Origin of the sequence: Pseudomonas sp. HB05 (assembly GCF_016756915.1) — a bacterium.
GTDB classification, from domain to species: Bacteria; Pseudomonadota; Gammaproteobacteria; order Pseudomonadales; family Pseudomonadaceae; genus Aquipseudomonas; species Aquipseudomonas alvandae.
Genome location: NZ_JAESPG010000051.1, coordinates 1 through 12446, shown reverse-complemented (window position 1 = coordinate 12446; position 12446 = coordinate 1). Strand labels below are relative to the sequence as shown.

General features: G+C 61.9%; 13 protein-coding genes. 4 read left to right on the top strand and 9 right to left on the bottom strand.

The window, feature by feature from the left end; translation table 11 throughout:
* Window positions 1–229 precede the first annotated feature (229 nt).
* The 4 genes from JMN22_RS26445 to gpmI form a co-directional block, all read right to left on the bottom strand.
* The gene (locus JMN22_RS26445; protein WP_198797371.1) at window positions 230–1009 is read right to left on the bottom strand and encodes a divergent polysaccharide deacetylase family protein; all 780 of its coding nucleotides are present in this window, start codon (window positions 1007–1009) and stop codon (window positions 230–232) included.
* Window position 1010: 1 nt separating this feature from the next.
* Entirely contained in the window at window positions 1011–2327 is a 1317-nt protein-coding gene (locus tag JMN22_RS26440; protein ID WP_198797372.1) for a S41 family peptidase, read from the bottom strand.
* 32 nt (window positions 2328–2359) lie between these two features.
* Entirely contained in the window at window positions 2360–3652 is a 1293-nt protein-coding gene (locus JMN22_RS26435) for a murein hydrolase activator EnvC family protein (protein ID WP_198797373.1), read from the bottom strand.
* Window positions 3653–3933: 281 nt separating this feature from the next.
* Window positions 3934–5463 carry a 2,3-bisphosphoglycerate-independent phosphoglycerate mutase gene (gpmI, locus tag JMN22_RS26430; RefSeq protein ID WP_198797374.1) on the bottom strand — a complete coding sequence of 510 codons (1530 nt, stop codon included), beginning with the start codon at window positions 5461–5463 and terminating at the stop codon, window positions 3934–3936.
* A 152-nt stretch (window positions 5464–5615) separates the two neighbouring features.
* Between gpmI and JMN22_RS26425 the strand changes: the two genes are divergently transcribed.
* Genes JMN22_RS26425 through secB form a run of 3 tightly spaced genes read left to right on the top strand, consistent with a single transcriptional unit; the run spans window position 5616 to window position 6804 of the window.
* The gene (locus JMN22_RS26425; protein ID WP_030141473.1) at window positions 5616–6029 is read left to right on the top strand and encodes a rhodanese-like domain-containing protein; all 414 of its coding nucleotides are present in this window, start codon (window positions 5616–5618) and stop codon (window positions 6027–6029) included.
* The gene (grxC, locus tag JMN22_RS26420) at window positions 6030–6284 is read left to right on the top strand and encodes a glutaredoxin 3 (RefSeq protein ID WP_030141472.1); all 255 of its coding nucleotides are present in this window, start codon (window positions 6030–6032) and stop codon (window positions 6282–6284) included.
* A gap of 37 nt (window positions 6285–6321) precedes the next feature.
* Entirely contained in the window at window positions 6322–6804 is a 483-nt protein-coding gene (gene secB / locus JMN22_RS26415; RefSeq protein ID WP_030141471.1) for a protein-export chaperone SecB, read from the top strand.
* A 122-nt stretch (window positions 6805–6926) separates the two neighbouring features.
* On the opposite strand, the gene trmL is transcribed toward secB, so the two are convergent.
* On the bottom strand, window positions 6927–7382 hold the full coding sequence (trmL, locus tag JMN22_RS26410; RefSeq protein ID WP_030141470.1) for a tRNA (uridine(34)/cytosine(34)/5-carboxymethylaminomethyluridine(34)-2'-O)-methyltransferase TrmL: 456 nt from the start codon (window positions 7380–7382) through the stop codon (window positions 6927–6929).
* Between trmL and JMN22_RS26405 the strand changes: the two genes are divergently transcribed.
* The gene (locus JMN22_RS26405) at window positions 7381–7821 is read left to right on the top strand and encodes a hypothetical protein (RefSeq protein WP_030141469.1); all 441 of its coding nucleotides are present in this window, start codon (window positions 7381–7383) and stop codon (window positions 7819–7821) included. The two genes, trmL and JMN22_RS26405, sit on opposite strands and share 2 nt — an antisense overlap.
* 530 nt (window positions 7822–8351) lie before the next feature.
* Here JMN22_RS26405 and ntrC read toward each other — a convergent pair.
* From ntrC to JMN22_RS26385, 4 genes are all read right to left on the bottom strand, one after another.
* Window positions 8352–9788: a nitrogen regulation protein NR(I) gene (ntrC, locus tag JMN22_RS26400; protein WP_030141468.1), complete on the bottom strand. Its 1437-nt coding sequence runs from the start codon at window positions 9786–9788 to the stop codon at window positions 8352–8354.
* Window positions 9785–10870: a nitrogen regulation protein NR(II) gene (glnL, locus tag JMN22_RS26395; RefSeq protein ID WP_030141467.1), complete on the bottom strand. Its 1086-nt coding sequence runs from the start codon at window positions 10868–10870 to the stop codon at window positions 9785–9787. Before glnL ends, ntrC begins: the two co-directional genes overlap by 4 nt.
* A gap of 254 nt (window positions 10871–11124) precedes the next feature.
* Window positions 11125–11751 (bottom strand): DUF4124 domain-containing protein, encoded by a 627-nt coding sequence (locus JMN22_RS26390; protein WP_198797375.1) that lies wholly within the window; start codon window positions 11749–11751, stop codon window positions 11125–11127.
* A complete protein-coding gene (locus tag JMN22_RS26385) occupies window positions 11748–12266 on the bottom strand; it encodes a DUF4124 domain-containing protein (protein WP_198797376.1) in 519 nt (172 codons plus the stop codon). The genes JMN22_RS26390 and JMN22_RS26385 overlap by 4 nt, the downstream gene beginning before the upstream one ends.
* Window positions 12267–12446: the final 180 nt, after the last annotated feature.

Sequence of the window (12446 nt, the reverse complement as noted above, 5' to 3'; positions counted from 1 at the left end):
TCAAGCACCATGCTGGCAGCGTGCAGCTTGAACTCGCGGGTATAGACCTTTCTTTCGTTCATGGAACCTCCAAGTTGGCGAAATCATATCGCCCTTAAGAGGTGTCCGGAATTATTAGGCCAGTTCAAGCTCGCTCCCACAAAGTTGCCAGGGTATTCACAGATGCGGTGGCCGCCACAGATTCGATGTGGGAGCGAGCCTGCTCGCGATGAAGGCAACGCGCTCGTCGCTACCGATAAACCCCATCTTTCCCATGCCCAACCATCGCCCGGTTGCTGCGCAGGCTGATCATCGACTTGATGTCGATCCATTCGATGCCCTGGGCCTTGAGCTTGGGCAGTTCGCGTTCGAGCACGGCCAGGGTCTGCGGGTAGGGGTGGCCGATCATCACGGCCGAGCCTTGCCGGCGGGCCAGGTCGATGGCGGTCTGGAGCTGATGGGCGATGGCGGCTTCGGTGCGCTCGTCATCGAGGAATACATCCCGCGACACGCTGGCGAGGCCGATCTTCTGCGCTTCGGCGGCAGCGACGGTCTGGGCGCTGGTGCGGCTGTCGACGAAAAACTTGTGCCGCTGCTGCAGATTCGCCATCAACCACGCCATGGCTTGGGGCTGGGCGGTCATGCGGCTGCCCATGTGGTTGTTGATGCCGGAGGTGTAGGGTACGGCGGCAAACGCGGCGTCGAGGCGCTTGCCCAGTTCTTCGATGGGCAAATCCGGATGCCAGGCGAACGGCCCGGTGGCCGGGTCCATGGGCATATGCAGCATGACCAGCTTGCCGGCGCGATGGGCCTCGCGGGCGAATTCGGCGGCGTGGGGCGTGTCAGGCATGATCGCGGCGGTGACCGGGCCGGGGAGGGCCAGGACCTGGCGATCCCGAGGCAGGTTTTGCCCCAGGTCGTCGATGATCAGGCTCAGGTAAGCCTTGTGCGGCGAGGAGGGTGTGGCGGGGGCCGCGTCAACGGCCCCCGCCAGCAGGCACAGCAGGATGAAGAGGCAACGCAGGCCCATCTCAGCGGCCGGACGTGATGTTCAATCCTTTGAGCAGGCTCAAGGCCTGTGCCAACTGATAATCGTCATCCTGCGGCATCGGCTTGGCCTTGGCACCGGAACCGGTCGGTTTGTCGGCGCCGCCGTTGCCATTGCCCAGGTGACCTTGCAGGTCGGCTTCCTTGAAGTACTCGCTGTCCGCCTCGCTGGTGATCTTGGCCTTGCGCACTTCGATGTCTGGGACGATGCCCTGGGCCTGGATGGAGCGGCCATTCGGTGTGAAGTACAGCGCGGTGGTGATCTTCAGGGCGCGGTCGTTGTTCAGCGGCAACACGGTCTGCACCGAGCCCTTGCCGAAGCTGGTGGTGCCCATGACCACGCCGCGCTTCTGATCCTGCAGGGCGCCGGCGACGATTTCCGAAGCCGAGGCGCTGCCGCCATTGATCAGCACCACCAACGGCACGGCTTCGCTCAGGTCGTTGCCGGTGGCCGAGAAGCGCAGTTCGGAATTGGCGATGCGACCCTTGGTGTAGACGATCAAGCCCTTGGTGATGAAGTGGTCCACCACTTCCACCGCTGATTGCAGCACGCCGCCGGGGTTGTTGCGCAGGTCCAGGACCAGGCCGTTGAGTTTCTTGCCGTTGTCCTTGCGCAGCTTGGCCAGGGCCTTGGCGACTTCTTCGCCGGTCTTGACCTGGAATTGGGTGATGCGGATGTAGCCGTAGCCTGATTCCAGCAGTTGGCTCTTCACGCTCTTGACCTGGATGACCGCCCGCGTGAGCGTCACGTCGAACGGCGTGCCACCGTCGCGTACCAGGGTCAGGGTGATCTTCTGGCCGATCTTGCCGCGCATCTTGTCCACGGCTTCGGTCATGCTCTGGCCGCGTGTCGGTTGGCCGTTGATCTTGACGATGAAGTCACCGGCCTGGATGCCGGCCTTGGAAGCAGGGGTGTCGTCGATGGGCGAGACGACTTTGACGAAGCCGTCTTCGCTGCCGACCTCTATACCCAGGCCGCCGAATTCGCCGCTGGTGCTTTCCTGCAGCTCGGCAAAGTCGTCCGGCCCCAGGTAGGCGGAGTGCGGGTCAAGGTTGCTGAGCATGCCCTTGATGGCGTTTTCCAGCAGCATCTTGTCGTCCACCGGTTCGACGTACGCGGCTTTGATCCGGTCCATGACCTCGGCAAAGGTGCGCAGTTCGTCCAGCGGCAACGGTGCCTTGGTAGTCGCGGCCGTGGCGGCGGGTGCCGACGGGGCCGGCTCGGCGGCGAAAGCCAGGGGCGCGCCGATCACGAGGGCGATCGTCAGGGCCAGCGAGGTGAGGCGGGACAAATGCAGCATGTCGAACGAACTCCTGAGTTGGATGGGCGCGCTTATCCTTGCGCACGACACCATTGGGCCGGGTCACTGGGGCGACCCTGCTGGCGAATAGCGAAATACAGTGCTGGCGTATCCTGCCCGCCACTGTTGCCGACCGTTGAGATGGACTCGCCGGCCTTGACCACATCCCCCGCCGATTTGAGCAGGGTCTGGTTGTGGCCGTAAAGGCTCAGGTATCCATTGCCGTGATCGAGGATCACCAGCAAGCCGGCGCCGCGCAGCCAATCGGCAAACACCACACGCCCGCCATGTACGGCATGCACCTGGCTTCCGGCGGAGGCGCTGATCATCACGCCGTCCCACTTGGTGCGGGTATCGTCGCCGCGGGTTTCACCGAAGCGCGCAAGTAATCGACCATTGACCGGCCATGGAAGTTTGCCTCGGGCCGAAGCAAAAGCGCCGCCGAAGGTTTCACCGTCACTGGAAACCAGTGCGCCGGGGCTGGATTTTGCAGATTTGCGCGGTGCGTCGCCGGCGTCCGCGTCGGCCTGGGCTTCACGTAACCGCTTTTTTTCGGCTTCCTGCTGGGCGATCAGCGCTTTCTGGCGCGCTTCTTCTGCCTCACGGGCCTGGCGAGCCAGGGTTTCTTCGATGGTTTTCAACACATTGGCCAGTTCGGCCTGGTCTTGCTCGCGGGCCTTGAGCTTGCTGTCTCGGGCCTTTACGTCATCGTTGAGCTTGGCCAGGGCCACCTGGCGCTCCTTGCGGACCTTTTCGAGTTCTTCGCGCTGGGTGTCGAGGCTGCTTTTCTGCACCAGCAACTGGGCTTGCTGCAACTCGATGTCTTTTTCGACATTGGCCAGCTGGCGCAGGGTTTCGTTGAAGTTCTTGAGCTGCTCCAGGCGGGCCTGGCTCAGGTAGTCGTAATAAGTGAGGGTGCGGGCGAATTTCTCGGGGTTCTGCTGGTTGAGCAGCAGCTTGAGGTATTCCTGGCGCCCGTTCTGGTAGGCCGCCCGAGCCTGGATGGCGATCAGCTTTTGCTGTTCAGTGCGCGCGCTCTGGAGTTTTTTTTTCTCACCATCGAGTCGCTGCAGCTCGGATTCGCTTTTCTTCAGTTCTTTCTGCAGGGCGTCGACCTGCTTTTCCAGCTTGCCCATCTCGGTCTCGGTGCCGCGCAGGTCTTTCTGCACGCTGGATTTTTCTTCCTGCAGCTTGTTCAGCAGCTTTTTCAGCTCGGCAATGTCCTGGCGCGTGGCTTCCAACTGTTGTTGGGTTTGCGCGCGCTCGTCGGCGAAGGCCGGTTGGAGCAGGCAGGTCAGGGCAAGGGCTATCAGGACGCGAAGCATAGAGGCGGGCGACACCAGGGAAAGGGACGGCCTAGTATGCCCGCCCCACGCTGCAAAAAAAACGCCCATTTGGGGCTGTGTGATAACTGGCCGAAAAAACACCAAAAACCATTGTGGGAGCAAAAACACCAAAAACCATTGTGGGAGCGAGCTTGCTGTGGCGAGGGAGCTGGCTCCCGCTGGGCTGCGAAGCAGCCCCTCGACAAGATCAAGCCAGAAGCATCTGCGACGGGAGCAAGCTCCCTCGCCACAAAAGCCCTGCTCAATGCTGCGACGCCTGGTCAGACCAGGATCGAGGTCCCGGTCATCTCCGCCGGCTTTTCCATGCCCAGCAACATCAGCATGGTCGGGGCCACGTCAGCCAGCACGCCGCCGTCACGGACCTTGAAATCGCGCTTGCCGACATAGATGAACGGCACCGGCTCGGTGGTATGGGCGGTGTGGGCCTGGCCGGTGGACTCGTCGGACATCTGCTCGACGTTGCCATGGTCCGCCGTGATCAGGGCTTCGCCACCGACTTTCTCCAGGGCGTCGACGATGCGACCCACGCAAGTGTCCAGGCATTCCACCGCCTTGACCGCTGCGTCGAACACGCCGCTGTGGCCGACCATGTCGCCGTTGGCGTAGTTCACCACGATCACGTCGTAGCGCTGGTTCTCGATGGCATCGACGATGCGGTCGGTCACTTCCGGCGCGCTCATTTCCGGCTGTAGGTCGTAGGTGGCGACTTTCGGCGATGGGATCAGGATGCGTTCTTCGCCTGGGAAGGGTTCTTCACGGCCGCCGGAGAAGAAGAATGTCACGTGGGCGTACTTTTCGGTTTCGGCGATGCGCAGCTGGGTCTTGCCGTTTTTCGCCAGGTAATCGCCCAGCACGTTTTCCAGGCTGCCGGCGGCGAAGGCCGATGGCGCGGGAATGCTGGCGGCGTATTGGGTCAGCATCACGAAACCGGCCAGTTTCGGCTGGCGGGCGCGCTCGAACTCCTTGAAATCGTCTTCGACGAATACACGGGTCAATTCGCGGGCTCGGTCGGCGCGGAAGTTCATGAACACCACGGCGTCGCCGTCCTCGACTTTTACCGGCTCGCCGATAGTGGTGGCCTTGACGAATTCGTCGCTTTCGCCGCGTTCATAGGCGGCTTGCAGGCCTTCTTGGGCGGTGGCGGCGTGGAATTCGGCATTGCCGTCGACGATCAGGTTGTAGGCCTGGGCGACGCGGTCCCAGCGATTGTCACGGTCCATGGCGAAGTAGCGGCCGATCAGGCTGGCAATCCGGCCCTTGCCCAGCGCCTTGAAGGTGTCGTCCAGCAACGTGATCGACGACTCGGCGCTCTTCGGCGGCGTGTCGCGACCGTCGAGGAAGGCGTGCAGGTAGATGTTTTGGGCGCCGCGCTTGGCGGCCAATTCGGCCATGGCGACCAGGTGATCCTGGTGGCTGTGCACACCGCCATCGGACAGCAGGCCCATGAAATGCACGGCCTTGCCGGCGGCCACGGCTTTATCCACCGCGGCGCAGATGGTCGGGTTCTCGAAGAATTCGCCATCGCGGATCGACTTGGTCACCCGGGTGAAATCCTGATACACCACGCGGCCCGCGCCAAGGTTCATGTGGCCGACTTCGGAGTTGCCCATCTGCCCGTCGGGCAGGCCTACATCCATGCCGCTGCCGGAGATCAAGCCGTTCGGCACGGTGGCCCACAGGCGATCCAGTACAGGCTTGCTGGCCGCGTATACGGCGTTGGATTCGTGGCTGTCACTGTGACCGAAGCCGTCCAGAATCATCAGGACCAAAGGTTTAGGCGTGGTAGTCATGGAATCCACTCGTGGCTGGTTGAAAGAAGACGATGGAAAAGGGACGGGCAGTTTAAAGGTAAGTTCCGGTGCCGTCACCGCCGGGCGGGGTTTGGCCGGCCTTGTGTGCTGTGTATACTGGCCGACATTTTAACGCCCTGGAACCTCCTTCGATGGTTGCTCACCTGATTCAATTTGCCACTAACCACTACATTCTCGTCGGTATCTTCGTCGTACTGTTGGCGTTGCTGTTGGCCCATACGATGCAGGGCGGCGGACGCAGCCTGAGCACTGGCGAGCTGACCGCGCTGGTCAACAAGGATGCCGGCGTGGTGGTCGATATCCGCCCGAGCAAGGAATACGCCGCCGGTCACATTGTCGGCGCGCTGAACATTCCGCAGGACAAACTGATCGCGCGCGTTGGCGAACTGGAAAAGCACAAGGCCAAGACGCTGATCCTGGTGGACGCCCAAGGCCAGCAGGCCGGTACCCTTGCCCGCGAACTGATGAAGTCCGGCTTCACTGCCGCCAAACTGTCCGGTGGCGTTGCGAGCTGGAAAGCCGACAATCTGCCCCTGGTGAAGTGAATGCCCCACGTAGTTGTCTACTCCAGCGATTACTGCCCCTATTGCTCCCGAGCCAAGCACTTGCTCCAGAGCAAAGGCGTGGCTTTCGAAGAGATCAAGGTCGACGGCAAGCCGCAACTGCGCGCCGAAATGACCCAGAAGGCCCGGCGTACCTCCGTGCCGCAGATCTGGATCGGCGACACCCACGTGGGCGGTTGCGATGATCTGTACGCCCTGGAGCGCGCCGGCAAGCTCGACGCGCTGCTCAAGGCCTGAATTCCTATCAACAGAACTGAAGTAAGAAGGATCTGCGATGACTGACCAACAGAACACTGCTGCCACTGAAGAAGAAGCCGCACCGCAATTCTCCTTGCAGCGCATTTATGTCCGCGACCTGTCCTTCGAGGCCCCGAAAAGCCCGGCGATCTTTCGCCAGCAGTGGGAGCCGAGCGTAGGCCTGGACCTGAACACCCGTCAGAAAGCCCTGGAAGACGATTTCCACGAAGTGGTGCTGACCCTGTCGGTTACCGTGAAAAACGGTGACGAAGTGGCTTTTATCGCCGAAGTGCAACAGGCCGGGATCTTCCTGATCAAGAACCTCGATGCCGCTTCGATGAGCCACACCCTGGGCGCGTTCTGCCCCAACATCCTGTTCCCGTACGCTCGCGAAACCCTGGACAGCCTGGTGACCCGCGGTTCGTTCCCGGCCCTGATGCTGGCCCCGGTGAACTTCGATGCCCTGTACGCGCAAGAGCTGCAGCGCATGCAAGAGGAAGGCGGCGCGACCGTTCAGTAAACGGTCGACGCAAGTCCAATGTGGGAGCGGGCTTGCTCGCGAAGGCTATGGGTCAGTGACATTGATGCCAACTGACACTCCGTCTTCGCGAGCAAGCCCGCTCCCACATTTGTTATGCGGTGTTATTGAAAGCCGTTCTGCCGCCACGCCTCGTAAACCGCTACCGCCACGGTGTTGGACAGGTTCAGGCTGCGACAGCCTTCGCGCATCGGCAGGCGCAAGCGTTGCTCCGCCGGCAGGGCGTCGAGCACTTCGGCTGGCAGGCCGCGGCTCTCGGGGCCGAACAGGAACGCATCACCGGCGACGAAGCTGGCGTCATGGAACGGCCGCGAGCCCTTGGTAGTGAAAGCGAACAGGCGTGGATGCCCCAGGCTCTCCAGGCAACTGGCCAGGTCGGCGTGCCGCTGCAAAGTGGCATACTCGTGATAGTCGAGGCCGGCGCGGCGCAGGCGCTTGTCGTCCATGTCGAAGCCCAGCGGTTCGATCAAATGCAGGTGGCAGCCACTGTTGGCGCACAGCCTGATGACGTTGCCGGTATTCGGCGGGATTTCCGGTTGAAAAAGGATGACGTGAAACATGCACGGCTCCGCAGATGAAGATGAGCGGCATTCTACGCCGCAAACTGATCGACGTTCGAAGCTAATGCCTCGGGTGATGGGCTCGTTGGCGATTTTCGGCATGATGATCGGGTTGATGATCGGCCGCCTGACCACACCCGAGCCGAGCGTGCTGCAGCAGGTCGAGGTCACCAACGGCGGGCTGGTAGCCTGGTTCAACAACGAACCCAAGTTGCACGGGGAAATCATCGACGGCTCGGTGGCGCTGTTGTTCGACGCAGAGGGGTCACCGCAGAAGGGCCAGCTCAAGCTCAACGGCAAGGACGTGAATTGGCGGGTGCGGTTGAGTGACAAGGGCTTGTTGCTGACGCTGGTGGCGGCGCGTTCGTTGCGAGGGGAGTGGGCCGGCAGCGAAGTCGATGACCGCTGGCGGCTGGAGATCCGTCTCCAGGAGCAATAAAAGAGGGAATCCCCGGCCTGCCTGTACCAAGGTCCCCAAAACGGGAGGGCTCGCGCTCGGCGCAGGGCCCTGGGTGTAAAGAAGGGAAACCTTGACCTGCCTGTATCAAGGCCCCCAAAACAGTGGGCTAGATGAGCCCGGTATAAAAGAGGGGAATCCCCGGCCTGCCTGTACCAAGGTCCCCAAAACTGGGTAGTGATCTAGCTATTGCAGGGGGCGTGCCAGTTTTAAACGGCTTGTCACAAAAACATTGTTGTAGATGCGCAAAGCCCCGTAATCCGGGGCTTTTGCTTTTGTTTGTGCGGTTTTTTTCGAACTGGGTCGATTGGTTTTGGCTGGAGGTGCATGTGCAATTGCGGTTCGTAGTGCATTGATGCGGTGCACGAAGCTTTTAAAAGCATCGTCGGATCGCCGCCCGGAGCAAGCTCGCTCCCACAGGACGGCGGTGATAGTCGCAACACCGCAAAACCTTGTGGGAGCGAGCTTGCTCGCGATTGGGCCTTCAAATTCAGCGAAGGGTCAAAGGCTGATCAGCCCTCATCCCCCTCGTCATCATCCCCGCCATCAACCTTCATCCCCAATTCCTTGATCTTGCGGGTCAAGGTATTGCGGCCCCAGCCCAGCAGCACGGCGGCGTCGCGGCGGCGGCCGGCGGTGTGCTTGAGAGCGGTTTCGATCATGATGCGTTCGAAGCTCGGCACGGCGCTGTCCAGAAGGCTCGATTGGCCGCGGGCCAGCGCCTGGTCAGCCCACTGGCGCAGGGCCTGTTCCCAGTTGGTCACCGGCGCCGAATCCTGTGGCAGGCTCAACAGTTCCGGTGGCAGGTCGCTGATATGCACTTCGCGACCCGACGCCATCACCGTGATCCAACGGCAAGTGTTCTCCAACTGACGGACGTTGCCGGGCCATGGCAGGTTCTTGAGGTATTCCTCGGTTTCGTTCTTGAGCAGCTTGGGCTCGACCGCCAGTTCCTGGGCCGCGCGGCCGAGGAAGTGCCGGGCGAGGGTCGGGATGTCTTCGCGACGGTCCGCCAGGCGCGGAATATGGATACGGATCACGTTCAGGCGATGGAACAAGTCTTCCCGGAACTTGCCGGCGTGGACCAGGGTTTCCAGGTTCTGGTGGGTCGCGGCGATGATCCGTACATCGACCTTGACCGGTGTATGCCCGCCTACTCGATAGAACTCGCCATCGGCCAGTACGCGCAGCAAGCGAGTCTGGGTGTCAGCGGGCATGTCGCCGATTTCATCGAGGAACAGCGTGCCACCGTCGGCTTGCTCGAAACGTCCGCGTCGCAGGTTGGCGGCACCAGTGAACGCGCCTTTCTCATGGCCGAACAGCTCGGATTCCATCAGGTCCTTCGGGATCGCCGCCATGTTCAACGCAATAAACGGCGACGCCGCCCGCGGGCTGTGGCGGTGCAGGGCGTGGGCAACCAATTCCTTACCAGTGCCCGACTCGCCGTTGATCAACACGGTGATATTGGAATGGCTCAGGCGGCCGATGGCGCGAAACACTTCCTGCATCGCCGGCGCTTCGCCGATGATTTCCGGCGTGCGGGCCAGGGCCGGCACTTCTTCCAGGCCTTGTTGTTCCTGGGCGTGCTGGTTGGCGCGCTTGACCAGGGACACGGCTTCGTCGACATCGAACGGCTTGGGCAAGTATTCGAACGCACCGCCCTGGTAGGACGCGACGGCGCTGTCCAGGTCGGAGTGGGCGGTCATGATGATCACCGGCAGCCGTGGGTGCTGCTCGCGAATCCGCGCCAGCAGGTCCAGGCCACTGGCGCCGGGCATGCGGATGTCGGAGATGATGACGTCCGGCTGCTGACGGGCCAGGCGGCTCATCACCCCGTCGGCGCTGTCGAAGCTCTGGGTGGTCATGCCTTCCTGTTGCAAGGCTTTTTCCAGGACCCAGCGGATAGAACGGTCGTCATCGACGATCCACACGGTTTCACTACGGCTCATGTCGATGTGGCTCCTTGTTCCAGTGGCAGGAAGATCGAGAAAGTGGTGTGGCCGGGGTGGCTTTCACATTCGATCAAGCCCTGATGCTGACTGATGATGTTCTGGGTGATGGACAGCCCCAGCCCGGTACCGTCCGGGCGGCCGCTGACCATGGGAAAGAAGATGGTTTCCTGCAGTTCCTGGGGAATGCCTGGGCCGTTGTCGATGATCTCGATCTTGGTCACCAGGCGATGGCGCACATGGCCGATGGTGAACTGGCGCATGGCTCGGGTGCGCAGGCTGATGCGACCCAGGCGCAGCTCGTTCTGGCTGCTGATGGCCTGCATGGCGTTGCGCACGATGTTCAGCACCGCCTGGATCATCTGTTCGCGGTCGATCAAGACGTCGGGAATGCTCGGGTCATAGTCGCGCACCAACGTGATGCAGCCCTGGCTTTCGGCTTCGACCAGGCTGCTGACGCGTTCCAAGACTTCGTGGACGTTGCACAACGCCAGCGAGGGCAGCTTGTTCGAGCCGAGCATGCGGTCCACCAGGTTTCGCAGGCGGTCGGCTTCTTCGATGATGACGTTGGTGTAGTCCTTGAGGCTCTCTTCCGGCAGTTCCCGGGCAAGCAGCTGTGCCGCGCCGCGAATGCCGCCGAGCGGATTCTTGATCTCGTGGGCGAGGCCGCGCACCAGCATCTTGCTGGTTTCCTGCTTGGAGATCTGCGCCTCTTCCTTGGTGATGCGCAGCAGGCGATCACGGGGATGGACTTCCAACAACAGCAGCGTCGCGTGGTTGTTCAGGATTGGCGTTACGGCGTAGTCGACGGTCAGCGTCTGGCCGGTCAGGGCGGTCAGCATCGCTTCGCGCTTGGTGAACGGATGCGCCTGTTCCACGGCCTGGCGCAGGGAATTGAGCGCTTCGGCGGACTCGGTAAACAGTTCGCTGATGAACTGCCCATGGCTGCGCTGGCCGCTGACGGCCAGGAGCATCTCCGCCGCCGGGTTCATGTACTCAAGGCGCAGTTCGGCGTCGAGCAGGATGGTCGCGGTGGTGAGATTGTCGAGCAGCAAGCGGTGTAGTGCGTCGCTAATGGTCATCAGGACCTCTTTTAAAGCGTAGCGATCGAGGGCAGGCCCCCAAATCGCGCGCGCGGTTAATGCGCTGATACCAGCAAAATGCAAAAACCAAACCAAGGCTCCGAAAAGAAGCGTTTAGAGCCTCAAAAGGCCTTTATTCGCCCAGTTGCGTGGCGTTCTGCCAGCTTTTTCGGGTACTTTCGAACCAAAATGGGATTTGAAACTGGGTAGCGTGCAGCGTATTGCACCAATATAGTGCGCGACCCTGGGCGGCTTTAGAAGAACGGCAGGATGCTGGGTTTTTCTTCTTCGGGTTTTTCAGCAAGGGGGCATTCGGGACGCTGGCCATAGTCGGCTATGGCGCAGGGCTTGACGCGGCGCTTCTGCGCCAGGGACATGCGTTGCATGTGGAAGGGTTGGTTGGCGGTGCGTTCGACGATACGGCCTTGCTCATCCAGGATTTCCACTGCCAGATGGTGGGTGCCCCGGTCGATGTTTTTCAAGGCAAATACCGGACTGGGCCCTGGCTCTGCGGTGGGCTTGCCGTCCAGCAGCAGACGGTAGCGGTGGCCTCTTTGCAGGCCGGGTTCGCTGGTCGCGGTGACGATCAGCTCCCCGGCGGTGCTGCGTATCGTGGCGTCCGGTTCGGGAATCAACAGTCGGAGCATCTCGTAACGGAACAAGGGCTCGGGTTGTGGCGATTCGACCGGCATTGTCGAGTTGATGCCGGCGGCGGGTGTCGGCATGCGATTACCGGGCGGCAGTTGTACTTTCCTGGCATTGCCGGGGCGTGGCTGGTCGGTGAAGACGCGATTGCCCTGGGCGTCGATGTAGGTGTAGACCTGCGCCAGGCCAGGCATTGCGATCAGCAACAGGCCAAGGGCGACCAGCGGGCGAATCATGGCAGGTGCACTCGCTGCACGGTGAAGGTGACGGTTTCGCTCTGCTGCACGAGACGTTCCCCGTCGATTACCTGGACCGCCAGACTGTGCTCGCCGCGATCGATATTCACCAGTTGCAGGCGCGGCACGTTGCTCGGCTGGCCGTAAGGCTGGCCGTCGAGCAGCAACCTGAACAGATGTGGGCTCTGCAAGCGTGGTTGCGACCTAACGCTGACGGTGAAAGTGCCGTTGTTGGCACGCAGGGCCTCTTCGGTGGGGATGTCGGTCAGCTCCAACAGCTCGTAGGCTTTGCGCGGCGCGTTGGTGTTTTCTGGCGTTGGGGGTGTGTCGGGGTTGATCGGGGCCTGGGTTTCAACGCTGTTGAGCGGTGGTAATTCCACGGCTTGAGCCGGTACCCCGTCAGGCGGCTGGTTGCTGTAGGCGGTGTTGCCGTCGGCGTCGGTGTATTTGTAGATCTGCGCGGCGGCGGGCAGCGTCAGCAGCAACAAGAGCAGGATTGAAAAACTGCGACCCATGGGAAAATCGACCGAAAACTAAAAGTGATGGGTGCAGCATAGGCCAGGGTGGATGGCTGGCCCAAATTGTTGTGCTGCTTACATCCTCTGTGGGAGCGGGGGGGGGGGGGGGGGGGGGGGGGGGGGGGGGGGGGGGGGGGGCAGGCGCCACCCCGGCGGGCGCCCCCCCCCCCCCCCCCC

Coding starts and splice junctions, on each gene's coding strand:
- JMN22_RS26445 (WP_198797371.1), bottom strand. CDS start 1,009: ATGGGCCTGCGTTGCCTCTTCATCCTGCTGTGCCTGCTGGCGGGGGCC.
- JMN22_RS26440 (WP_198797372.1), bottom strand. CDS start 2,327: ATGCTGCATTTGTCCCGCCTCACCTCGCTGGCCCTGACGATCGCCCTC.
- JMN22_RS26435 (WP_198797373.1), bottom strand. CDS start 3,652: ATGCTTCGCGTCCTGATAGCCCTTGCCCTGACCTGCCTGCTCCAACCG.
- gpmI (WP_198797374.1), bottom strand. CDS start 5,463: ATGACTACCACGCCTAAACCTTTGGTCCTGATGATTCTGGACGGCTTC.
- JMN22_RS26425 (WP_030141473.1), top strand. CDS start 5,616: ATGGTTGCTCACCTGATTCAATTTGCCACTAACCACTACATTCTCGTC.
- grxC (WP_030141472.1), top strand. CDS start 6,030: ATGCCCCACGTAGTTGTCTACTCCAGCGATTACTGCCCCTATTGCTCC.
- secB (WP_030141471.1), top strand. CDS start 6,322: ATGACTGACCAACAGAACACTGCTGCCACTGAAGAAGAAGCCGCACCG.
- JMN22_RS26405 (WP_030141469.1), top strand. CDS start 7,381: ATGCACGGCTCCGCAGATGAAGATGAGCGGCATTCTACGCCGCAAACT.
- trmL (WP_030141470.1), bottom strand. CDS start 7,382: ATGTTTCACGTCATCCTTTTTCAACCGGAAATCCCGCCGAATACCGGC.
- ntrC (WP_030141468.1), bottom strand. CDS start 9,788: ATGAGCCGTAGTGAAACCGTGTGGATCGTCGATGACGACCGTTCTATC.
- glnL (WP_030141467.1), bottom strand. CDS start 10,870: ATGACCATTAGCGACGCACTACACCGCTTGCTGCTCGACAATCTCACC.
- JMN22_RS26390 (WP_198797375.1), bottom strand. CDS start 11,751: ATGATTCGCCCGCTGGTCGCCCTTGGCCTGTTGCTGATCGCAATGCCT.
- JMN22_RS26385 (WP_198797376.1), bottom strand. CDS start 12,266: ATGGGTCGCAGTTTTTCAATCCTGCTCTTGTTGCTGCTGACGCTGCCC.